The sequence below is a fragment of the Mixta mediterraneensis genome (assembly GCF_030283135.1).
In the GTDB taxonomy this organism is placed as follows: domain Bacteria; phylum Pseudomonadota; class Gammaproteobacteria; order Enterobacterales; family Enterobacteriaceae; genus Pantoea; species Pantoea mediterraneensis.
Window position 1 is genome coordinate 191,180 of sequence record NZ_JASUAZ010000002.1, and the last position, 22,386, is coordinate 213,565.

17 protein-coding genes are annotated in these 22,386 nt (G+C 54.1%); 9 read left to right on the top strand and 8 right to left on the bottom strand.

All coding sequences use genetic code 11. The features are described from left to right. Positions 1-5: 5 nt before the first annotated feature. Positions 6-1,622: a (2,3-dihydroxybenzoyl)adenylate synthase gene (locus tag QRY16_RS02695; RefSeq protein ID WP_289775547.1), complete on the bottom strand. Its 1,617-nt coding sequence runs from the start codon at positions 1,620-1,622 to the stop codon at positions 6-8. A 10-nt stretch (positions 1,623-1,632) separates the two neighbouring features. Next, positions 1,633-2,811, bottom strand: coding sequence for an isochorismate synthase (locus QRY16_RS02700; protein ID WP_289775548.1), 1,179 nt, complete (start codon positions 2,809-2,811; stop codon positions 1,633-1,635). A 177-nt stretch (positions 2,812-2,988) separates the two neighbouring features. Between QRY16_RS02700 and fepB the strand changes: the two genes are divergently transcribed. Continuing rightward, positions 2,989-3,957 carry a Fe2+-enterobactin ABC transporter substrate-binding protein gene (gene fepB, locus QRY16_RS02705; protein ID WP_289775549.1) on the top strand — a complete coding sequence of 323 codons (969 nt, stop codon included), beginning with the start codon at positions 2,989-2,991 and terminating at the stop codon, positions 3,955-3,957. On the opposite strand, the gene entS is transcribed toward fepB, so the two are convergent. Next, positions 3,952-5,199: an enterobactin transporter EntS gene (gene entS, locus QRY16_RS02710; RefSeq protein WP_289775550.1), complete on the bottom strand. Its 1,248-nt coding sequence runs from the start codon at positions 5,197-5,199 to the stop codon at positions 3,952-3,954. The two genes, fepB and entS, sit on opposite strands and share 6 nt — an antisense overlap. Before the next feature lie 145 nt (positions 5,200-5,344). On the opposite strand from entS, the gene fepD reads away from it, so the two are divergent. Genes fepD through QRY16_RS02725 form a run of 3 tightly spaced genes read left to right on the top strand, consistent with a single transcriptional unit; the run spans position 5,345 to position 8,105 of the window. Next, positions 5,345-6,334: a Fe(3+)-siderophore ABC transporter permease gene (gene fepD, locus QRY16_RS02715; protein WP_289775551.1), complete on the top strand. Its 990-nt coding sequence runs from the start codon at positions 5,345-5,347 to the stop codon at positions 6,332-6,334. Then, the gene (fepG, locus tag QRY16_RS02720; protein ID WP_289775552.1) at positions 6,331-7,311 is read left to right on the top strand and encodes an iron-enterobactin ABC transporter permease; all 981 of its coding nucleotides are present in this window, start codon (positions 6,331-6,333) and stop codon (positions 7,309-7,311) included. Before fepD ends, fepG begins: the two co-directional genes overlap by 4 nt. Next, positions 7,308-8,105, top strand: coding sequence for an ATP-binding cassette domain-containing protein (locus tag QRY16_RS02725; RefSeq protein WP_289775553.1), 798 nt, complete (start codon positions 7,308-7,310; stop codon positions 8,103-8,105). The genes fepG and QRY16_RS02725 overlap by 4 nt, the downstream gene beginning before the upstream one ends. A gap of 29 nt (positions 8,106-8,134) precedes the next feature. On the opposite strand, the gene QRY16_RS02730 is transcribed toward QRY16_RS02725, so the two are convergent. The 3 genes from QRY16_RS02730 to fes are packed head-to-tail and all read right to left on the bottom strand — an operon-like array spanning position 8,135 to position 13,533. Further along, the gene (locus tag QRY16_RS02730; protein ID WP_289775554.1) at positions 8,135-12,061 is read right to left on the bottom strand and encodes an enterobactin synthase subunit F; all 3,927 of its coding nucleotides are present in this window, start codon (positions 12,059-12,061) and stop codon (positions 8,135-8,137) included. After that, positions 12,054-12,275 (bottom strand): MbtH family protein, encoded by a 222-nt coding sequence (locus QRY16_RS02735; protein ID WP_289775555.1) that lies wholly within the window; start codon positions 12,273-12,275, stop codon positions 12,054-12,056. Before QRY16_RS02735 ends, QRY16_RS02730 begins: the two co-directional genes overlap by 8 nt. Before the next feature lie 40 nt (positions 12,276-12,315). Next, the gene (gene fes, locus QRY16_RS02740) at positions 12,316-13,533 is read right to left on the bottom strand and encodes an enterochelin esterase (protein ID WP_289775605.1); all 1,218 of its coding nucleotides are present in this window, start codon (positions 13,531-13,533) and stop codon (positions 12,316-12,318) included. Positions 13,534-13,787: 254 nt separating this feature from the next. On the opposite strand from fes, the gene QRY16_RS02745 reads away from it, so the two are divergent. Continuing rightward, positions 13,788-16,055 carry a TonB-dependent siderophore receptor gene (locus tag QRY16_RS02745; protein ID WP_289775556.1) on the top strand — a complete coding sequence of 756 codons (2,268 nt, stop codon included), beginning with the start codon at positions 13,788-13,790 and terminating at the stop codon, positions 16,053-16,055. 54 nt (positions 16,056-16,109) lie between these two features. Here the strand turns inward: QRY16_RS02745 and dacB are convergent, their stop codons facing one another. Further along, on the bottom strand, positions 16,110-17,543 hold the full coding sequence (dacB, locus tag QRY16_RS02750; protein WP_289775606.1) for a serine-type D-Ala-D-Ala carboxypeptidase: 1,434 nt from the start codon (positions 17,541-17,543) through the stop codon (positions 16,110-16,112). A 248-nt stretch (positions 17,544-17,791) separates the two neighbouring features. On the opposite strand from dacB, the gene greA reads away from it, so the two are divergent. Beyond that, entirely contained in the window at positions 17,792-18,268 is a 477-nt protein-coding gene (greA, locus tag QRY16_RS02755; protein WP_289775557.1) for a transcription elongation factor GreA, read from the top strand. Positions 18,269-18,374: 106 nt separating this feature from the next. On the opposite strand, the gene yhbY is transcribed toward greA, so the two are convergent. Next, the gene (gene yhbY, locus QRY16_RS02760) at positions 18,375-18,668 is read right to left on the bottom strand and encodes a ribosome assembly RNA-binding protein YhbY (protein ID WP_289775558.1); all 294 of its coding nucleotides are present in this window, start codon (positions 18,666-18,668) and stop codon (positions 18,375-18,377) included. A 127-nt stretch (positions 18,669-18,795) separates the two neighbouring features. Between yhbY and rlmE the strand changes: the two genes are divergently transcribed. The 3 genes from rlmE (at position 18,796) to folP (ending at position 22,381) form a co-directional block, all read left to right on the top strand. Next, positions 18,796-19,425 (top strand): 23S rRNA (uridine(2552)-2'-O)-methyltransferase RlmE, encoded by a 630-nt coding sequence (gene rlmE / locus QRY16_RS02765; protein ID WP_193405265.1) that lies wholly within the window; start codon positions 18,796-18,798, stop codon positions 19,423-19,425. 113 nt (positions 19,426-19,538) lie between these two features. After that, a complete protein-coding gene (gene ftsH / locus QRY16_RS02770) occupies positions 19,539-21,467 on the top strand; it encodes an ATP-dependent zinc metalloprotease FtsH (protein WP_289775559.1) in 1,929 nt (642 codons plus the stop codon). 80 nt (positions 21,468-21,547) lie between these two features. Next, entirely contained in the window at positions 21,548-22,381 is an 834-nt protein-coding gene (gene folP / locus QRY16_RS02775) for a dihydropteroate synthase (protein ID WP_193405185.1), read from the top strand. Positions 22,382-22,386 lie beyond the last annotated feature (5 nt).

Genomic DNA, 22,386 nt, shown 5'->3' on the forward strand with positions numbered 1-22,386 from the left:
ACAAATCAGGCTTGCGCTTGTTGATGGGCAAGTTGTTGACGCAGAAGCTTTTTGTCCACTTTGCCGACGGGTGTCAGCGGCAGGGCATCTACACAGATAATACGGTCAGGCAGCTTGAATTCGGCTACGCCCAGCTCGCGCAGATGACGACGCAGCACGACGGGTTTGAGCGGCTGGCTGGCGACAATATAAGCGCAGCTTTTTTCACCCATCAGCTCGTCATTCATTGAAACCAGGGCGGCATGAATCACATCAGGATGGCGATGCAGTAAATTTTCGACCTCTTCCGCCGCAATTTTTTCGCCGCCGCGGTTGATCTGATCTTTTTCACGGCCCTGCACGATGATGTTGCCATCTGGCGTCATCTCAATCAGATCGCCGGAACAATAAAAGCCATTTTCATCGAAGCTCGTCGCGTTGTGTTCCGGGCTGTTGTAATAACCACGGAAGGTGTAAGGACCGCGCGTCATCAGGTGGCCTACCTCACCTACCGGCAGCGGATTACCCTTCTCATCAGCAACCCACACTTCATCATCGGCTGAAATCGGGCGACCCTGGGTCGTCAGAATGGTTTTTTCATCATCATCCAGACGCGTGTAATTAACCAGGCCTTCAGCCATGCCAAACACCTGTTGCAGCTTACAGCCCATTTCAGTCTGAATACGCGCTGCCAGGGTTTCGCCTAATTTCGCTCCGCCAACCTGAATGCGTTGCAGAGAAGCCAGCTGTTTGTTGGTACCCCACTCCTGAATGGCCTGCAGCCACAAACTAACGGCGGGCGGCACCAGGCCGGTATCGGTAATCTGATGCTTTTCGATCAGGGGGAAACACAGCGTCGCGCTTGGATCGGCCGCCAGAACGATGCGTCCACCGGCATAAAACACGCCAAGCGCACCGGGTGAACTCATCGGGAAGTTGTGCGCAGCGGGCAGGGCGATCAGATAGCGGGTTTCAGCGGTTACGCCGCAAATCTTATCGCTGTCGCGGATGCTGTAATAATAATCATTATGCGTACGCGGGATCAGTTTCGGCGTGCCGGTACTGCCGCCGGAAAGCTGGAAAAATGCCACTTCATCACCCGCGGTTGGTGTTGCGCTGAAATTTTCAGCGGCTTCCGCCAGTAAGGCTTCAAGGGTATTTTCCGGCTGGGTATCGTGATGCAGGATGATCTGCTGAAGCGAAGTATGATCGCGGCAAAGCTGTTCAATAAAGCGATCATCAACAAACAGTGCGTGGCTGCGATCGGCAATCAGCAGCTTCGGCTCAATCTGGTCAGCATACGCGCTGAGCTCGGTCCGTTGATGGCTAAACAGCGCATTGACGGGTGCAACGCCAATTTTGAACAGGGCAAACAGCGTCAGGTAAAACTCCGCCACGTTACCTAACTGAACCAGCGCGGTATCGCCGTTTTTCAGGCCGCGTCTTTGCAGTGCTGCCGCCAGGTTGTCGCTCATATCGTTGAGCTGACGGTAGCTAAACTGGCGATCACCCTCAATCACCGCCACGGCATCGCTGTTTTTATGGCGCGTGAGAATATCGGTCATCGGTACATCAAGCCAGTAACCTTTTTCGCGGTAACGAGCGGCCAGATCGTCCGGCCAGCGGCTGTATAAGATTGTCATAACCTACCTTTTATTGCAGTCCAAATGCGCGAAGCATTGTGTCGAGTTTGACACCGGTTTCACGCCATTCTGATTCAGGTTGCGAGTCAGCAACAATCCCTGCCCCGGCAAACAGACGAACACGTGCGCCATTTACCGTGCCGCAGCGGATGGTAACGACCCATTCGCCGTTGCCTTGATCGTCACACCAACCCACAATGCCGCCAAAAAGCTGGCGTTCGAAGGGTTCCAGTTGCTGGATCAGACGTTGCGCACGCTGATGCGGGAAACCGCTCAATGCGGGGGTTGGATGCAGCAGGCAAGCCAGCGATAAAGCATTTTCATGTTCGTTTAACGCTTCGCCGTCAATTTGTGTCGCAAGATGCCATAAGGTCGAGGTCGTGATCAGCGACGGTACGTTCGGCACCGACAGCAAACGGCTGCGCGGTTGCAGCGTTTCGCGCATCGCATCGGTAACGAGTTTGTGCTCGTGGCGATCTTTACCGGAATTCATCAGGGTTTCGCCCGCCGCGCGATCCCGTAGACTGTCGCTGTCACGACGTGCCGAACCCGCCAGCGGACAAGAGCTGAAATCCCGCCCTTGCTTGCGCAGCAGCAGTTCCGGGCTGGCGCCAACCAGCGCACCGCCTTGCGGCAGCGGCAAGTGAAAGTGATAACTGGTGGGGTTTTGCGCCACAATACGCTGCATCAGCGCGGCAGTATCAACTGGCTGCCCGGTGACAATATCCATCAGGCGCGACAACACCACTTTGTCCAGATCGCCCCGCTGGGTGGCAGCGACAGCTTGCGCCACCATATCGGTAAACTCCGCGTGGTCCGGCACGGCGGTACGGCGGCGCACCTGGGGCAGGGCTGCTTCAACCACCGTTGCTGGCACTTTCAAATCGGCGCGATTAAAGGTTTGATATGTCTCAGGAATAAGCAGTGCAGCAGGCTGGTTGACGTCAAACGGGATTGCGCCCACCAGAATCGGGTTGGCGATGCCCTGTTTTCTTGCCGACGCAAAATGGTGCTGCAATTGTTGTTGAAAATCGCCGGTTAACACATCGCCATCTTTAACTGGCGTTGTGATGGTAGTGAAACAACCCTGAGTTGTCAGGCTGCGCCACGGCGAAGTAAACAGAAAGCCCCGACACAGGGCCGAGAAATCCTGCAACAAAGGATTTTCAAACGTCAATGTTTCCACCATAATTTCCACCTATAAATGATAAGAGAATTAATAATGATTATCATTTGTATTGTGGCTCTCTAAGCTACGTTGATTAGCCTGAGGTGTCAATAAATTCGCGGCATTTCTACTGCGTTTTCATGCTAAATCAGCATATCCAGCAGGGTTAATGTCACAGCAAAAGGTGGACTGGATCTTATGTATAAACGTGGTTTTTGCACTTTCATTGTATTTTTCTTCATCAGCAGCGTGCTGTGGAGTCACGCCGCGCAAGCTGAAAACGGCTGGCCGCGCACCATCCAGGGGATCAACGGCAGCGTCACTTTACCGCAGCCACCAAAGCGTATTGTTTCCACTAGCGTTACATTAACCGGCTCCTTACTGGCAATTGACGCGCCGGTGATTGCCAGCGGCGCGACGGCCCCGAATAGTCGCCTTGCTGATGCACAAGGTTTCTTTCGTCAATGGGGAGAGGTCGCGAAACAGCGTGGAGTTAAGCGTTTATATATTGGTGAGCCAAGTGCTGAAGCCATCGCTGCTGAGGCACCTGACTTGATTGTGGTGAGTGCAACCGGTAATGATTCGGCCATTAAATTAGTCGATCAGCTTTCTGCCATCGCGCCAACATTGGTCGTGAATTATGACGATAAAAGCTGGCAGCAGTTAGTTGGCGTACTGGGCGAGGCTACCGGCCATGAAGCGCAAGCAGCAGCGCGCATAAAGGCGTTTGACGATCGTGAAAATGCATTAAAAAGTAAGCTGACACTGCCGCCTCAACCCGTTTCTGCCATGGTATGGAATGGTGATGGCCGGGCGGTAAATCTGTGGACCGCTGAATCTGCACAGGGCAAGCTACTGCAGCAGCTGGGTTTTGAGTTAGCGGCACCGCCCACCAATATTCAGCAGGGGCACAGCATGGGCCAGCGTAAAGACATCATTCAGCTTTCAGGCGAGAACCTGGCGGCGGGCCTGAACGGTAACAGCTATATGCTGTTCGCCGCCGAGGATAAAACCGCTCACGCGGTAATAAATAATCCGTTCCTGGCACAAACGTCGGCGGTGAAAAATAAGCAGGTTTACGCACTGGGCCTAGAGACCTTTCGTCTCGATTATTACAGCGCCAGCCGTTTGCTGACGCGTCTGGAACAGTTATTCGTTAAATCATAATTGTTCCGCCAGCGTCGGCGCGGGCGGCTGATACTGGCGTAAGCGCCTCATAACCCGCCACATCAACAGACCCAACAGTGCGGCAGCAAAACCAAACAGGCTTGCCGCCTGTTGCGGCAGCAGCAACGAACCCATTGAACCGATAATGGCAGCACCAATGGCATCGCCGGTGACGTTTTGCGCCGTCCACAGGCTGTTGATTCGTCCCAGCAGCGCATCCGGCGTCAGTGCCTGAATCATGGTGTACTGCACCAGGCTATTGATCGCGCTGAAGTAGCCAAACGCTACCAGGCACAGCAATCCCAGTTCAAAAAGCGGCATCAGGCTGAACAGGCCCAGTGCAACAAAGGCGGCAAACGCGCTTGCCAGTATCAGCACGCCGGGACGTGGAGAATGGGCCAGGCGGCCGCTGGTCAACGCGCCGATGGCCGCACCAAGCGGCACCGCCGCATACATCAAACCGAGCTGGTTTATATCGATCTGCCAGTGCGGGGCCAGTGCGGGATAAAGGACGCGTACCGCACTGGCTAACGTCACCAGAGCGCCAATGAATGCCGCCATGCCCACCAGCGGGCTGGCAAACAGAAATTGCACGCCGGTTGCCAGCGCTTTGAGCGGATGTTCACGCGGTTGTGGCGGTGGCGGCAAAGCGGGTAATTTCAACAGCGTTAACACGGTGAGTAATGTCCCGAAAGCGGTTAAACCGTAATTCCACGCCACACTGCCGTGCGCGATCACTAATCCGGCAACCGCAGGTGAAAGAATGGACCCGAAGCGCACCGTCAACATGGTAATCGCCCCGGCTTTCATAAGATTTTCACGGCCCACCAGCGCTGGCGTCGCGGCTAATAGCGCCGTAACGCCAATCGCGCCAAAGAAGCCGTCCCACAAACCCAGCACGAACACGGCAACCACTGAAGGGGCAGGCAATAAGGCGTTAATGCATAGCGCGACAAAGCCCAGGCCACAGGTCGAGCGGGCAAAGAGGATCAGGCGGCGACGTTCATAGCGATCGGCTAATACGCCGCCGGTCAGCAGACCGATAAACATGCCTGCGCCTGCCAGTGTTACCGCTAATCCCACCAGCAAGGGTGAATTCGTGAGTTGCTGGATTTGCACCGGCACGGCAACAGCCAGCATGCCCAGTGCGACAATGGAAATAAAGCGCGCAATAAACACGGCGCGAAAAGCGGAATGCGTTTTAATCAGGCTGAGATCGATAAAGTGGGAGGGTTTGTTCATTTTTTCGCCTTGAAACGCCGATTTTCCTCGTCATCGAGTGAATGAGTCATGGTAACATACAAAAATACGCCTAATAACGATAACAAGTATCATTATCAAAATGATTTGCCTGCGGTGTCGTTGATCAGTAAAGGTTTAATACGTTATGCGCCAACTTCGTGCGATAGCAGGTTCAGGGATGCTGCTATTGCTGCTTCTTGCGTTCAGTTTAATGCTGGGGGCAAAATCCATTGCCTTTCATGATGTCATCCACGCGCTGCTTTCTGACTGTACCAGCGCCGATTGCGTGATTGTACGTGATGCGCGTTTGCCGCGTACCTTAGCGGGCCTGCTTGCGGGCATTGCGCTGGGGCTTGCTGGTGCGCTGATGCAAAGCCTGACGCGTAATCCACTGGCCGATCCGGGGGTTTTGGGCGTGAATGCCGGGGCGGGCTTTGCCATCGTGATTGGCATTGCGCTGTTTGGTGCCGATTCGCCGCTCGACTGGCTCGGCTTTGCCTTTGCGGGTGCGCTGATCGCTTCTCTGCTGGTGACATTAATCGGCGCGCCTGGCGGCGGTCGTGTCAATCCGGTTCGCCTGACATTAGCGGGTGTGGCGCTTGGGGCGGTGCTGGAAGGCTTAACTTCCGGTTTATCTTTGCTTAATCCTGACATTTACGATCATCTGCGCTTCTGGCACAGCGGTTCGCTTGATATACGTAATTTTGCCGTTTTGAAAACGACGTATCCGGCGGTTGTGATTGGCGGCGTGATAGCGTTACTGCTGGCAAGGTCGTTAAATAGCCTGAGCATGGGCGGTGACATGGCAACCGCGCTCGGTACACGCGTAGTCCGCACTCAGCTTTTTGGGTTGCTGGCGATTGCCTTGCTGAGCGGCGCGGCCACGGCCGCCGTTGGGCCGATTGCTTTTGTTGGCCTGATGACGCCGCACCTGGCGCGCTGGCTGGTGGGTAATGATCATCGCTGGCTGCTGCCCGGCACCTTATTTATGACGCCTTGTCTGCTGTTGGCTGCTGATATTCTGGGCCGTATTCTGGTGCCGGGGGAACTGTGCGTGTCTGTTGTCACCGCGATTCTTGGCGCGCCAGTGCTAATTATTCTGGTACGACGCAAACTGGGCAGAGGACAAGTATGAGCAGGGTGATGATCAACAGCGTCGGCCTGCTACTGGTGTGCATACTGCTGTCATTTTTCGCCATAACGCGCGGGGCATTACCGATCTCCGCTGAGCAGTTGTGGCAGGTCATTAGCGGAGATGCGCCCAGAAATATTCAGCTGATTGTGGTTGAGTGGCGTTTGCCGCGCGTATTAATGGCGCTGTTAACGGGCGCGGCGCTCGGCATCAGCGGGGCGATTTTTCAGTCGCTATTGCGTAATCCGCTTGGCAGCCCGGACATTTTGGGTTTTAACACTGGCGCTTACAGCGGGGTGTTAGTGGCGCTTGTGCTGTTTCAGCAGAACATTGAAGGTATGACGCTGGCAGCGCTACTGGGAGGATTGATTACCGCAGCCGTGGTTTATCTGTTTGCCTGGCGAAACGGTGTTGACACTTTTCGACTGATTATTGTCGGGATAAGCGTGCGCGCCTTGTTAATGGCACTCAATAGCTGGCTGATTATCAGCGCCTCGCTGGAAGCGGCGCTCAGTGCGGGTTTGTGGAGCGCCGGATCGCTGAACGGTATAACCTGGGCCAAAACGACGCCGGTGATTATTGTCTTGCTGCTGGCTATGGGGGTAACGGCGTTGTTAGCGCGACGTATGCGCCTGCTGGAAATGGGGGACGACACGGCTTGCGCACTGGGCGTGCCGGTTGAGCGCAGCCGTATCTGGCTGATGCTGCTGGGTGTGGTGTTAACCGCCGCGTCCACGGCGCTGGTCGGTCCCATTTCATTTATTGCCCTGCTGGCCCCGCAAATCGCTCGTCGCCTGGGGGGCGGTGTTAAAGGTATCTTGCCGCTGGCGGCCTTGTGTGGCGCGCTATTGCTGACGGCTGCGGATTACGCTGCGCAGCACTTTTTCCTGCCTTATCAATTACCGGTTGGCGTAATTACTGTCAGCCTTGGCGGGCTTTATCTGATTGCTCTACTGGTGCGGGAGGCGCGACGCCAATGACCATAACCTCACGATTACAGGGTGATGCGCTGACGCTGGGTTACGATAAAAAAATCGTGGCGGAAAATCTGTCGGTGGCAATTCCCGATGGGGAGCTGACAGTGATTATCGGTCCCAATGCCTGCGGTAAATCCACGCTATTACGCACGTTAAGTCGCCTGGCCAGCCCGCTAAAAGGGCATGTCATGCTGGATGGTGAAGCCATCGCGCACTACGCAACGAAAGACGTGGCGCGCCGCCTGGGCCTGCTGCCGCAAAGTTCTCATGCGCCTGCCGGGATCAGCGTCAGCGAACTGGTTGCGCGTGGGCGCTATCCGCATCAGCCCTTGTTTGGTCGCTGGCGAAAAGAAGATGAAGTAGCAGTGCAGCAGGCAATGCTGGCAACCGGTGTCGCCGATTTGGGGAATCAGCAGGTGGATACGCTTTCTGGCGGCCAGCGACAGCGTGTCTGGATTGCCATGGTGCTGGCACAACAAACGCCGCTGCTGCTGCTGGATGAACCCACCACCTGGCTGGATATTACCCATCAGATTGAACTGCTGGAATTAATGCAGGATTTGAATCAACAGCACGGACGCACGCTTGTGGTAGTCCTGCATGATCTTAATCAGGCTTGCCGTTATGCCACGCATCTGATTGCGATGCGTCACGGAAAAATCATTGCCGAAGGCAGGCCCAGCGAAATTATTACGCCGGCGCTGATTGAATCCATTTATGGCTTACGCTGCGTGATTATTGAGGATCCGGTCGCTCACACCCCAATGATTGTGCCGCTGGGACGACAGAATGAATGAAAAAGGGCGGAAATCTCCGCCCGTAATAATCAAAACCGGGCTAACAGCTGCTGCAAGCGCGGACCAATCTGTTCAAACATGCGTGGCGAGATAATATCAACATGCGCACAATCGAGCGGCCATACTTCCAGCTCTGCCACATATGGCGCCCAGGCGCGATGCGCATCCTGGCCTGGTTGCTGTGTCTGCCTGGCTAAGAATAGCGTAGCGCGACCATTGAAACGCGCGCTGCGCGCCGTTGCCAGCAAGCGTACCGAGCTGGCGTAGTTAGCTTCAATGGTATTAAACATTGCCTCCATGCCTTCACCCGCCTGCTGACGCTGTGCAGCGATAAACTGCTCGCGCTCGCGATTGACCTCTTCCAGTACCGCCGGATCCAGCACGTTTTCACCGCGCTTCTCGTCCCAGTTCTGGGTTTCTGGTGGCCAGGTATCGAGCAGGCCAAGAAACGCAACGTCTTCCCCGCGCGCCTCAAGACGAGCCGCAATGCCTTGCGCTAAAGTGCCACCCAGGGAATAGCCGATGAAATAGTAAGGACCATGAGGCTGCTGCTGTAAAATTGTGGCCAGATGCGCATCGCACACCTCATCAAGATGTCCGCCCTGATTGAGTGGACTGTCAACATCGGGTGATTGTATGCCTATCAGCGACCAGCGTTTATCCAGATAACGTTGTAATACGCTGAATTGCCAGGCAAAACCGGAGGCGGGGTGGAAGCAGAACAGCGTTGGGCCAGCGCCTTTTCGTAGCGGCAGCACCGCTTCAAACCCTGCGCGTCCAGCTGCGGCATCTTCGCTGCTCAGCAAGGCGGCGAGTTTTTCCACTGTCGAGGCCACCATAATTTGCCCGACAGAAACGGGCTGATTCAGGCTACGTCGCAACTGTGCTGCGAGGCGCATTGCTAACAGCGAATGACCACCAAGGGCAAAAAAGTCGTCCTGAGCGCCAATATTGTCACGTTCCAGCAAGGCTGCAAACGCCTTTGCAAGCGTGGTTTCCAGGCCAGGATGGGGCAGACGCCCTGATTCTGCGGCACGGCTTTGCGGCAACGGCAACGCTTTGCGATCCAGCTTGCCGTTGCTGCTGAGCGGGAAAACCTCTAGCTGCACAATGGCTACCGGCACCATATGCGCGGGTAATTGCGCGGCAAGGGCTTTACGCATTGCTTCTTGATCAACTGGCTGGTTGGCGACGACATAGCCAACCAGCTGTCGCGCATCGCCTTGCTGCGCTGAGCTGCCGCCCAGCACCACGGCGTGCGTAACCGCTTGCTCCACGCCAGGCAGGGCAGCAAGCGCATGGTCGATCTCATTCAGTTCAATACGCTGACCACGGATCTTTAACTGATCGTCGCTACGCCCCAGATATTCCACCGCACCATTTGACAGCCAGCGCGCCACATCGCCGGTGCGGTACATGCGCGTGCCGTTACCATAAGGATCGGCGACAAAGCGGCTGGCAGTCAGATCGGGGCGATCAAGATACCCGTGCGCCAGCTGGATACCGGTCAGATAAAGATCGCCTGCCACGCCCGGCGGAACGAGCTGTAAGCCTGCATCAAGAATGCGTAAGCCGGTATTCCAGACCGGGAAGCCGATGGGCACGCTGGCGCCCTCAACCGCGGCCAGTTCAGCACCGAAGGCCGGATAATAACTGACATCCACCGCCGCTTCGGTTGGGCCATACAAATTATGCAGCTCGATTTGCGTAAGCGCTTGCCATTGCCGTGACAGCTCAGTTGGCAACGCTTCGCCGCTACAGAATACGCGACGCAAGCTGGCACAATGCGCCACGGCGGTTTTGTCCTGCAACGAGGCAACAAAGGCCGCTAACATTGATGGCACAAAGTGTGTCGTGGTAACGCGAAAATGGGCGAATAGCTGTTGCAACGCTTCTGGATCACGGTGCGCATCCGGCGGGGCCATCACCAGTTGTGCACCTACCGTTAACGGCCGGAAAAACTCCCAGACAGAAACGTCGAAACTGCCTGGAGTTTTTTGTAATACCACATCGTCAGCGGCGAGCGGATAGTGATCCTGCATCCACATCAGACGATTGACAATCGCTTCATGGCCCACCAGCACGCCTTTCGGGCGCCCCGTAGAGCCGGAGGTATAAATAATGTAAGCCCCATCCTGCGGGCGCGGCATTTGTGACGTGCTCTCAGCTACGGGCGCCAGCAATGCATCGTAGAACATCGCTTCTACCGGCGAAATAGCAGCCAGACGATCGGCTAATGCACGGCTGGTAATCAGCGTTTTTGGTGCGGCGTCTGCCAGCATTAGCTGTAGACGATCGTCTGGATAGCCGGTATCCAGGGGTAAATAGGCTGCGCCAATGCTAATGATCGCCTGCAATGACAGCGACAGAAATACCGAGCGCGGCAGCGCCACGGCGACAATATCGCCGCGCTGAACGCCTCTGGCGATAAGCTGCTGCGCTAGCGCCTGAACCTGTTGCTGCATTTCCTGATAATTTAGCTGGTGACACGCATCAGACAGCGCCGGTGCATAGGGGGTCCGCTGCGCCTGCCTGATAAGCAGACTGCATAAGGTTTCGGCGGGTAAGGCTACCCCGGTTTGATTGATCGCTGTCAGCTGCTGATGTTCATCCGGCATCAACAGATCCAGCTCGCCACAGGCTCGTTCTGGCTGTGTCGCTAGCTGTGTCAGCAGCAGAGGGAAGCGGTTAAGATGCTGCTTCAGCATGCTTTCGCTGTAGCGTTCGGCATTTGCCAGCAGCTCAATCGTTAAATCACCCTGTTCGCTGAGGTAAATGGCGATTTCTAAATCGCGTACCGGGCCGGAAGCCAGCTGATGCGTGATACCCTCAATGCCAGCGAAATCCAGCCGGTAATCAAACATTTTAAGATTGATTACCGGGCCATAAAGCGGATCGCTATCACCCAGACGACCTAAATCGCGCTGTACCTGTTCAGCGTCAAAGCGCTGATGGCGACGCATTTTCTTAACTTCCTTCGCCAGCTGCACGGCCAGCGCGCTTAATGGCTGTGCGGGATCGTAATGCACTGCCATTGGCAGCACGTTGATCACCGGACCGGTGGCGCACAGCGCGGCCGAGCCAATACGGCGCATAAAGATAAAGCCTGCGGCAAAATCGTTTTGCCCACTCAGGCGCGCCAGCCACAGCGCCACCAGCGCAAAGGCGGTATCTGCTGTGCTGAGATGATGTTGTTGGGTGTGTGATAACAGCGTCTGGAAGAGAGGGCGATCCAGCGCCAGTTCCAGACGCAGCAGATCGGTGCTGGCGCTTTGCCCGGATAATGGCTGCGTAGACAGTGAGGCGGGGGGCGGTAGCTGAGCGCCTTTTTCGCGCCAGAACGCACGGTCGCGCTGCCAGGTGGCGGATTCCTGATAGCGCTGATACTCCTCAACCACTTCACTGAACGGCACAAAAGGGGTGGATTCCGGCAGGTCTTTACGCTGCCAGGCGCTATACAGACTGGCGATACGGCGAGTCAGAGCGGTAAAACTAAAACCATCGACCACCAGATGGTGATAACGCTGATACCAATACCAGTGTTGATCGCCCAGGCGTATCAGGCTGTGATGATAAAGTGGCGCACCGCTTAACACGCGCAGATCGCTGGACATATCCTGACGCATCAGCGCGCGCGCAGCGGTATCGGGATGGGCTTCATGACGCAAATCAATGATTTTCGGCTCGCTAAACGCCTGGGGGGCAGACCACTGTTGTGGCTCGCCATCCTGTTCGCCAAACGCCATATTCAGCGTATCCGCTTCCTTCATGCCGGCAACGATAGCTTTAGCTAACAGTGCACTGTCCAAGTCGCCACGCAACTCAATAAAGTGCGCCACCGCATAGGCGTTGTGATGCTTCGACAGCTGATCGGCAATCCAGATCCCAGGCTGCGCGGCAACCAGCGGCAGCGTATTGATTTTGGTTCGGTTTCGGCTCATCAGAATTTCAGACATTGTCGCTCCGGTTTGCGTTTTCAGTCACCGGACGAATGTCGCGCCAGTTCTCATTCAACCAGCTCAGGCAGACTGCCTGCGGTTGCGGACCAAATACGGTTTGCCATCCGGGTGGAAGCGCCTTAAAGGCGGGCCACAAACTGTATTGCTGCTGCGCATTTTGCAGCACGTGACAATCCAGTTGCGGATCGTCAAACGGGTTCAGGTGTTGCATGTCTGTCTCCTGCTCGTAAAAGGCGAGCGAGATAAGCGAATTACAGGTATTGCCACATTGCTTTCAGTCCGTTCAGCAGGCCGCCGCGCCAGCAAAGCGCGTCGTGGCCGCCTTCGACCGGATGATAATTAACCTGATGTCCGGCAGAAATCAGGTCTTTTTGAAGTTGTTGATTCGCCGCCAGTATCAGGCGCTCGCGCTTGCCCGCTTCAAGATAAAAGCGGCGCGGCGCGGCGGCCAGTAAACCTTGTTGTAACTGTTGCGGTAGCCAGCCGTTGGCATTGACACGCTCGGGCCACCAGAAAGAGCCCGATAAGCTGACCGCTGCGCCAAAGGTGTCAGGCCAACGCAACGTCGCATAGACCGATGACAATCCACCAAAGCTTTGTCCTGCGACGACGGTATTAACTGCGTCGCGACGATGCGCGGCCCATTGCTGGACTTGTGGTAGCAGCTCTTCCTGAATCGCCAGCCAGAAATCGGGATTACAGGTCAGTTCACGGGTGCGGTGCTCACGATCGATGATGTCAATCATCACATAGACCGCAGGTGGCAGTTCGCCCGCGTCGGTGAGCTGCTGTAACGGCCCGGCGATGGGCATCGTATTGGCCCAGAACTGTCCGTCCAGCAGCAGCGCGAGCGGGCGATTTTCCGGCTGGGCATCGTGGGTGGTGTAAATCCATATTGAGCGCTGATTGCCTAAGCGTTCGCTGCGCCAGATGTAATGCTGCAACGGCAGCATCGGCGCCTTGCCTTCATCAGTCGCGCGCCAGACATCCTGATTAGGCGACTGCGGCAGATGCAGCGGAGAGACGCTCATCCCGCGTCCGCCAGACCAGCTGCGTAAACGATTGAGTGGATCGCTTTGCGCGGTAGGGAATTTATCGCGCCACCAGTTACGCAGCGTTTGCATATCGGGCTGACCCTGAAAGGCAACGGGCTGTGCGTCGGGCATCAGGCAATAGCTGCCACGCCAGGTGGCGGGCAAAAGGGTTTGCCAGAACCAGACATCGGTATCAGGTACGCGGGCTAAAGAGACAGGAGCGGCTGACTGATGATGATCTGTCACGCCAGTGATATTGATCCAGACGCGTAGTATTGCTGACTGAGACTGGGTGCCGTGCGGGTCGCGCCAAAAGAACGTGACCTGACAATCACCGGTTTCATGGGACTCAATGAAGGGGATACCGCGCTGTTGTTGTTCCTGCCACCAGCCTTCACTACCGGTCATTTCATTTAACCACGTCATACATACCATCAGCCGATTACTGCGCATTGTTACTGGCAAGAATGTTATAAATAATACTATTGATAATTATTTGCATTTGCAATAGGGTGTTTCCGCTCTTTGGGGAGCGCGCGCGTTCCGTCTACCGCATCGGCTTTAATAAAGAGACGATGTTCTCCACAGGACGGCCCGGTCAGATCTGGAATGCGTAGCAGGCAAGGTAAATCACCTTTCACCGGCGCGCCAGTGGTTATAACGCTGCTGGCAATCCAGGAACAAATAAAATGAAAAAATTATCACGGCTTTCATTAGCCATTCTGCTTGAAATCGGTCTGGCCGCGTCTTTTATTCCCGCAGCAACCGCCACGGAAACAACGACCGAATCAACAAATTCCAGCGATACAACTGACACCGTTGAGGCTGACGGTGGAACCATGGTAGTTAACGCAGCAGAACAAACGCTGCAGGCACCAGGCGTTTCTACTATTACTTCTGACGAAATCAAAAAACGTCCACCAGCACGTGATGTCTCTGAAATCATTCGCACCATGCCGGGGGTAAACCTCACCGGAAATTCGACCAGCGGCCAGCGTGGTAACAACCGTCAAATTGATATTCGCGGTATGGGACCGGAAAATACCCTGATTCTGATAGATGGTCTGCCGGTGACCAGCCGCAATTCGGTGCGCCTTGGCTGGCGTGGCGAGCGTGATACGCGGGGGGATACCAGTTGGGTACCACCGGAAATGATCGACCGTATAGAAGTTATACGTGGACCGGCGGCGGCGCGTTACGGTAATGGCGCTGCGGGCGGGGTGGTAAATATCATCACGAAGAAAGATACCAACGAATGGCACGGTTCATGGAATACCTATTTTAACGCGCCAGAGCACAAGGAAGAGGGCTCAACCAAACGCACCAATTTCAGCTTGTCAGGCCCACTGGGTGATGACTTCAGCTTTCGCTTGTATGGCGGATTAGCGAAAACGCAGGCTGATGCGCGATTCATTAATGAAGGGCATCAGTCGCTGCGCACCGGAACGTATGCCACAACCGTGCCGGCGGGCCGGGAAGGGGTAATCAATAAAGATATTAATGCGCTGCTGCGCTGGGCTTTTGCACCGATGCAGGCCCTGGAGTTTGAAGCGGGTTACAGCCGTCAGGGCAATCTGTATGCCGGCGATACCCAGAACACCAACACCAGCGCATTAGTGCAGAGCAAATATGGTGATGAGACTAACCGTTTGTATCGTCAAAACTTTGCGGTGACCTGGACAGGCGCATGGGATAACGGTATCAGCACCCGCACTTATGCGCAGTATGAAAACACCCGTAACTCACGCATGAATGAAGGCCTGGCGGGTGGAACGGAAGGCATCTTCTCTGATGATGGATTCACGACTATCCAGCTGGATGATGTTCTGCTGCACAGCGAAGTGAGCGTGCCGTTTGAGCTGGTGTTCAATCAAACCGCGACCATCGGCACGGAATGGAACCAGCAGCGTATGAAGGACAGCTCTTCAAATAGCCAGTCACTGGCGGGTGGCAATATTGAAGGCTTAACCAGCGGCACGCGTAGTCCTTATTCACAGGCTGAAATCTTTTCGCTGTTTGCAGAAGACAACATGGAAGTCACCGACAGCACCATGCTGACGCCAGCGTTGCGCTTTGATCATCACTCGATTGTCGGCAATAACTGGAGTCCGTCGCTGAACCTGTCGCAAGGTTTAGGCGACGACTTTACGCTGAAGCTCGGTATAGCGCGCGCTTATAAAGCGCCCAGCCTGTATCAAACCAACCCTAACTACGTGCTTTATAGCCGCGGTCAGGGATGTGCCGCCAGCGCAGGGGCCTGCTACCTGATAGGTAACGACGACCTGAAAGCCGAAACCAGTATTAACAAAGAAATTGGGCTGGAGTGGAAACACGAAGGCTATCAGGCTGGTGTCACCTGGTTCCGTAACGACTATCGCAACAAAATCGAAGCAGGTTATTTGCCTGAAGGGACGTCGAGCACTGGCACTACCGATGTCTATAAGTGGGAAAACGTACCGAAAGCGGTGGTTGAGGGCCTGGAAGGCACGTTGAATATTCCTTTCTCCGATACGGTGAAATGGAACAATAACATCACCTACATGCTGCAGAGTAAGAACAAGGAAACCGGCGATCGTTTGTCGATTATCCCGGAATATACGCTGAACTCTTCACTGAGCTGGCAGGCAACGCAGGATCTGTCGCTGCAAACGACGCTGACGTGGTACGGCACACAGACGCCGAAAAAATATAACTACAAAGGGGAAGCGGTCACCGGCAGCGAAAAAGACGAAGTTAGTCCTTACTCTGTCGTGGGTATGAGTGGAACCTATGACATTAATAAATACGCCAGCGTTACGGTCGGTATTGATAATCTGTTCGATAAGCGCCATTTCCGCGAAGGCAATGCGCAGACGACCGGTAACGCAACCACCGGGGCGTATATGTATGGCGCAGGTGCCAACACTTATAACGACGCGGGACGAACGTACTACATGAGTGTGAATACGCACTTCTAACCAGCAATAAAAAACGCAGCGGCTAACAAGTCCGCTGCGTTATTTTTATTTCACTCAATTATTCTTATTTATATCGCTATAAAGCCTGCTTTCGAAACGTACCAGCGGAATGCGCCGTTGTCGCTGATCTTCCGGTGGAACCGCGTAACCCGATAAGAACTGAACGAAAGCGACCCGCGCCCCGCTTGACGTCGTCATAAAGCCCGCCAGGTTATACACGCCCTGCAGCGAACCGGTTTTTGCCGAAACCTTGCCATCCAGCCCGGCTTCATGCAACCCGCCACGATATTGCAACGTACCGTCATAACCCGCCAGCGGCAGCATCGAAATATAATCCAGCGTGCTGTCGTTTTTAGCAATGTATTGCAGCGCCTGCATCATGGTGTCCGGCGAAACCAAATCGTGGCGCGATAAGCCGGAACCATCAACCTGGATACTGTTGCCCATATCAATATCCGCTTTCTGTTTCAGAATGCGGCGTACCGCATCTGAACCTGCACGGAAAGTACCGGGCACGTTGAAGTAATGATGACCAATCGTACGGAACACGGTGTCGGCGATCATATTATCTGATTTCTTCAACATTTTATGTAACAGCGTATGCAGTGGCGCAGACTGCGTTGACGCCAGCACCGTGGCGGGTGGGGTGGCTTGCGTCTGGCGCACTAAATGGCCGCTGTAATCGATGTCTGCTGCCTGAAGTTCAGATTTTAAGATCTCTCCCGCCCAGGCGGCACCATCCTGAACGGCGAAGGCCAGGGGCAAGGGTTCGGCGCGCTGACGCATACAGCCGGTTAAGGTGTAGCGGTTTAACTCGCCCGGCACGACATCCAGTTCGCAGTACTGCCCCTCGCCGCTGTTACGACCAATGGTACGCACCTGGCTTAACATATGCGCCGGATAGTAAGAGGCTATACGGACAAAGGCGTTTTCCCCTGGCGTATCGGCGCTATACAGTGAAACCGAGAAACAGTTTTTATCTACTATTGCCGCTCCTGGCGGGGCGCTAAAGCATTGGGTAAGGTCATTCCATGGCCAGCCTGGCGCCATGTCATGACTGGCAAATACCGAGGTGTCGATCACCAGGTTGCCTTTAATGTGCGTCACGCCCTGCTTTTTTAACGCGGCGACCATATTGCGCAGATCCTGACGGCTCAGGGTTGGATCCCCTGCAAAGCGTGCCACCAAATCACCGTTCAGCGTGCCATCAACCAGCGCGCCTTTCGTTTCAAACGTGGTTTGAAAGCGGTAATCTCCTCCCAGTTCCAGTAATGCCGCCAGTGCGGTGATCACTTTCATCGTACTGGCGGGCAGCGCCATCTGCTTGCCGTGATAATCAATGAGCGGGGCGGATGCGCCCACCTTCTGCACCAGCAGCGCTAAATTAGCGCCGTCGGGCAGGACCTTCATGTATTCATCTACGGGGGCGGCCTGGGCCTGCAGCATAAATGCACAGGTTAATCCGGTAACAAGTCGTAAAAATCGCATAATCTCGCGGTAACTGGCATATGAGGCCGTCAATACTACGTCCCTGGGCGGTGGAAAGTAAACGATGACCCGCAGGGAACTCTGGGTTAAAATGAGTATCAAATTGCAAAACCTTTTTCTGGCCCGGAACCTTTTCTGGGCCAGGATTCTTTTATTTGCAAAACGGGGTAACGCGCCGCAGAACGCTTTTTTCTGCAGTCACCGGTCAGGATGACACCGTTAAACAGGAAAGAAGACGAGGAGCTTAAATGAATCAGATTCCGATGACGTTAAGAGGCGCTGAAAGGTTGCGCGAAGAGCTGAACGAGCTGAAAACCGTGAAGCGTCCGCGCATTATTGCCTCTATCGCTGAAGCCCGCGAGCATGGCGATTTAAAAGAGAATGCGGAGTATCATGCTGCGCGTGAAGAGCAGGGTTTTTGTGAAGGCCGCATTCAGGAGATTGAAGCCAAACTCTCCAATGCACAGATTATCGATGTGACGCAAATGCCAAAAACCGGGCGCGTCATTTTTGGTGCGACGGTTAGCGTATTGAACCTTGATACCGACGAAGAGTCGACTTATCGCATCGTGGGTGACGACGAAGCGGATTTTAAACAAAATCTGATTTCGGTGAATTCTCCTATGGCGCGCGGGTTGGTAGGTAAAGAAGTTGATGAAGTGGCCATCATCAAAACACCGGGCGGCGATGTGGAATATGAGATCCTAAAGGTGGAATACCTTTAAGTTATTGCTACGCTTTGAAATGCCTTGAAGCACAATGTAAAGAAAGGAAAAAGGCCGCGCTGCGGCCTTTTACCCACTGTGAGAGCATGGCACTTTCTTTGCCCGGTTAACGTGGCAGAGAAATTTTGCTCTCTTTAGAAGGGCGATACAGCACCAGCGTTTTGCCGATCACCTGGACATTGTTGGCGCCGGTTTCACGCACGATGGCCTCAACGATCAGCTGCCTGGTTTCACGATCTTCCGAGGCGATTTTCACCTTAATCAATTCGTGATGCCCCAGGGCGTATTCGATCTCGGCCAGCACGCCTTCGGTCAGGCCGTTTCCACCGATCATTACGACCGGCTTAAGCGGATGGGCAAGACCTTTCAGGTGCTGTTTTTGTTTGGTACTTAGATTCATCGTATTTTTTTACTTACTCAGGGATTGAAAACGGTTCATTCTACCGCCATCTCGGGTATATCGCCAAATCGACGCAACCCATTGCGTGCAGGTTTATCGCTACGATGACGATTTAGTTGGAAAAATTATGACGGGTAAAAAGCGTTCAGCCAGTTCCAGTCGCTGGCTCCAGGAACACTTTAGCGATAAATATGTGCTTCAGGCACAGAAAAAAGGGTTGCGCTCGCGCGCCTGGTTTAAACTTGAGGAAATACAGCAGGGTGACAAGCTTTTCAAACCCGGTATGACCGTGGTAGATCTGGGCGCTGCACCCGGCGGCTGGTCGCAATATGCTGTACAGCAGATAGGTGCAAAAGGTCGGGTTATCGCTTGTGATATTCTACCGATGGATCCGATCGTAGGTGTTGATTTCCTTCAGGGCGATTTTCGTGAAGAATCGGTCATCAAGGCGCTGCTTGAGCGCGTTGGCGACCAAAAAGTCCAGGTTGTCATGTCTGATATGGCGCCGAATATGAGTGGTACACCTGCCGTAGATATTCCCCGGTCGATGTATTTAGTGGAGCTGGCGTTGGAAATGAGTCGGGATATTCTGGCCTCCGGCGGTAGCTTTGTAGTTAAAGTGTTTCAGGGAGATGGCTTCGATGAATACCTACGGGAAATTCGCTCCCTTTTTACGAAAGTGAAAATTCGGAAGCCGGACGCTTCACGTTCACGTTCGCGTGAAGTGTATATTGTGGCGACTGGGCGCAAACTATAACCCAATTGCTGGAGAAGCAGGCTGGATCGCTGCGATTCCATGTATGAAGGATATATAGTACCCTACGCTATCTGTTAACACCGTTGTAATATGAGGTTAATCCCTTGAGTGACATGGCGAAAAACCTGATTCTCTGGTTAGTCATCGCGGTCGTGCTGATGTCTGTATTCCAGAGCTTTGGGCCCAGCGAGTCGAATGGCCGAAGGGTTGATTATTCAACCTTCCTGTCGGAAGTGAACCAGGATCAGGTCCGCGAGGCACGTATTAACGGGCGTGAAATTAACGTAATCAAAAAAGACAGTAATAAATACACCACTTACATTCCTGTCAATGATCCCAAGTTGCTCGATAACCTCTTGACCAAAAACGTCAAAGTGGTTGGCGAACCGCCTGAAGAACCAAGCCTGTTGGCTTCCATCTTCATTTCATGGTTCCCGATGCTGCTGCTGATTGGCGTATGGATCTTCTTTATGCGGCAAATGCAGGGCGGCGGCGGCAAGGGCGCAATGTCCTTCGGCAAGAGCAAAGCCCGTATGTTGACGGAAGACCAGATTAAAACCACGTTTGCGGACGTTGCAGGGTGTGACGAAGCGAAGGAAGAAGTTGGCGAGCTGGTTGAATACCTGCGCGAGCCGAGCCGCTTCCAAAAACTGGGTGGTAAAATTCCGAAAGGCGTGCTGATGGTGGGGCCGCCAGGTACCGGTAAAACCCTGCTGGCGAAAGCAATCGCCGGTGAAGCAAAAGTGCCTTTCTTTACTATCTCTGGTTCTGATTTCGTCGAAATGTTCGTCGGTGTGGGCGCATCACGTGTGCGTGATATGTTCGAACAAGCGAAGAAAGCCGCGCCTTGTATCATTTTTATCGATGAAATCGATGCGGTGGGCCGTCAGCGTGGCGCCGGTTTAGGCGGTGGTCACGACGAACGTGAGCAGACGTTAAACCAGATGCTGGTTGAAATGGATGGTTTCGAAGGTAACGAAGGTATTATCGTTATCGCGGCAACTAACCGTCCTGATGTGCTTGACCCCGCGCTGCTGCGTCCAGGCCGCTTTGACCGTCAGGTTGTGGTTGGCTTGCCAGACGTACGTGGACGTGAGCAGATTCTGAAAGTGCATATGCGTCGCGTACCGTTGGCAACCGATATTGATGCTGCGATCATTGCGCGTGGTACGCCAGGCTTCTCTGGTGCGGATCTCGCGAACCTGGTGAATGAAGCGGCATTGTTTGCTGCCCGTTCTAATAAACGTGTTGTATCCATGGTTGAGTTCGAGAAAGCGAAAGACAAGATCATGATGGGTGCAGAACGCCGCTCCATGGTGATGACTGAATCGCAGAAAGAATCGACCGCGTACCACGAAGCCGGCCATGCCATTATTGGCCGACTGGTACCAGAACACGATCCGGTTCACAAAGTGACAATTATTCCACGCGGTCGGGCATTAGGTGTGACTTTCTTCCTGCCGGAAGGCGATGCTATCAGCGCCAGCCGCCAGAAACTGGAAAGCCAGATCTCCACGCTGTATGGCGGTCGTTTGGCAGAAGAGATCATCTACGGGGCTGAACATGTTTCGACTGGCGCGTCGAATGACATTAAAGTTGCGACTAACCTGGCGCGTAATATGGTCACTCAGTGGGGCTTTTCTGAAAAGCTAGGCCCGCTGCTGTATGCGGAAGAAGATGGTGAAATGTTCCTCGGCCGTTCAGTTGCCAAAGCGAAACACATGTCTGATGAAACGGCGCGTATTATCGATCAGGAAGTTAAGCATCTGATCGACAGTAACTACCAGCGTGCTCGTCAGATTCTGGGTGAAAATATGGATATCCTTCATGCGATGAAAGACGCGCTGATGAAGTATGAAACCATTGATGCACCGCAGATTGATGATCTGATGGCGCGTCGTGAAGTTCGCCCGCCAGCAGGCTGGGAAGATCCGGGCAGTAACAATTCTGACAACAGCGGTACGCCAAAGGCGCCACGTCCGGTTGATGAACCGCGCACGCCTAACCCTGGTAATACCATGTCAGAGCAGCTCGACAAATAAGACGTGACTTCGTTAAATAAAACCCCGGCTGGTCCGGGGTTTTTTACATCCTGAAATTGATACATAAGGAGTTTTTCGCCATGAAGCTGTTCGCTCGTGATTCCCATCTCGATTTATCCTTTCCCCATGTGATGGGTATTTTGAACGTCACGCCGGATTCCTTTTCTGATGGCGGTAAACATAACGCCCTGGTTGATGCACTGACACATACCAATGAAATGGTGAATGCGGGCGCAACCATTATTGATGTCGGCGGAGAATCAACGCGGCCTGGAGCCGATGAAGTCAGTGTTGAGGAAGAGCTGGAGCGCGTTATCCCGGTGGTGGAAGCCATCGCGCAGCGCTTTGAAGTATGGATTTCAGTGGATACCTCAAAAGCGGAAGTGATTCGCGAATCAGCACGAGTAGGCGCTCACATCATTAATGATATTCGATCGTTGACTGAACCGGGTGCGCTTGAAGCCGCTGCCGCTACTGGCTTGCCTGTTTGTCTGATGCATATGCAGGGAGAACCACGTACCATGCAGCAGGCACCGGAATATCACCATATTGTAAGCGAAGTGGACGCTTACTTCGCTAACCAGATCGCACGCTGTGAAGCGGCGGGTATCAAAAAAGAGAATCTGCTGCTCGACCCAGGCTTTGGTTTCGGTAAAAATCTCAGCCACAACTATGAATTACTGGCACATCTTAGCGACTTCCACCATTTTGGTCTGCCGCTGCTAGTCGGTATGTCGCGGAAATCGATGATTGGCCAGTTATTGAATGTCGGACCCGCGCAACGCTTAACCGGTAGCCTGACTTGCGCAGTCATTGCCGCAATGCAAGGCACACAAATCATTCGCGTACATGATGTTAAAGAAACGGTCGAGGCGATGCGCGTAGTCGAAGCGACACGGAGAGTAAAAGGATAAGCAGA

Excerpts from the sequence above, each read along its gene's own strand:
- QRY16_RS02695 (WP_289775547.1), bottom strand. The coding sequence starts at position 1,622 with ATGACAATCTTATACAGCCGCTGGCCGGACGATCTGGCCGCTCGTTAC.
- QRY16_RS02700 (WP_289775548.1), bottom strand. The coding sequence starts at position 2,811 with ATGGTGGAAACATTGACGTTTGAAAATCCTTTGTTGCAGGATTTCTCG.
- fepB (WP_289775549.1), top strand. The coding sequence starts at position 2,989 with ATGTATAAACGTGGTTTTTGCACTTTCATTGTATTTTTCTTCATCAGC.
- entS (WP_289775550.1), bottom strand. The coding sequence starts at position 5,199 with ATGAACAAACCCTCCCACTTTATCGATCTCAGCCTGATTAAAACGCAT.
- fepD (WP_289775551.1), top strand. The coding sequence starts at position 5,345 with ATGCGCCAACTTCGTGCGATAGCAGGTTCAGGGATGCTGCTATTGCTG.
- fepG (WP_289775552.1), top strand. The coding sequence starts at position 6,331 with ATGAGCAGGGTGATGATCAACAGCGTCGGCCTGCTACTGGTGTGCATA.
- QRY16_RS02725 (WP_289775553.1), top strand. The coding sequence starts at position 7,308 with ATGACCATAACCTCACGATTACAGGGTGATGCGCTGACGCTGGGTTAC.
- QRY16_RS02730 (WP_289775554.1), bottom strand. The coding sequence starts at position 12,061 with ATGTCTGAAATTCTGATGAGCCGAAACCGAACCAAAATCAATACGCTG.
- QRY16_RS02735 (WP_289775555.1), bottom strand. The coding sequence starts at position 12,275 with ATGCAACACCTGAACCCGTTTGACGATCCGCAACTGGATTGTCACGTG.
- fes (WP_289775605.1), bottom strand. The coding sequence starts at position 13,533 with ATGGTATGTATGACGTGGTTAAATGAAATGACCGGTAGTGAAGGCTGG.
- QRY16_RS02745 (WP_289775556.1), top strand. The coding sequence starts at position 13,788 with ATGAAAAAATTATCACGGCTTTCATTAGCCATTCTGCTTGAAATCGGT.
- dacB (WP_289775606.1), bottom strand. The coding sequence starts at position 17,543 with ATGCGATTTTTACGACTTGTTACCGGATTAACCTGTGCATTTATGCTG.
- greA (WP_289775557.1), top strand. The coding sequence starts at position 17,792 with ATGAATCAGATTCCGATGACGTTAAGAGGCGCTGAAAGGTTGCGCGAA.
- yhbY (WP_289775558.1), bottom strand. The coding sequence starts at position 18,668 with ATGAATCTAAGTACCAAACAAAAACAGCACCTGAAAGGTCTTGCCCAT.
- rlmE (WP_193405265.1), top strand. The coding sequence starts at position 18,796 with ATGACGGGTAAAAAGCGTTCAGCCAGTTCCAGTCGCTGGCTCCAGGAA.
- ftsH (WP_289775559.1), top strand. The coding sequence starts at position 19,539 with ATGGCGAAAAACCTGATTCTCTGGTTAGTCATCGCGGTCGTGCTGATG.
- folP (WP_193405185.1), top strand. The coding sequence starts at position 21,548 with ATGAAGCTGTTCGCTCGTGATTCCCATCTCGATTTATCCTTTCCCCAT.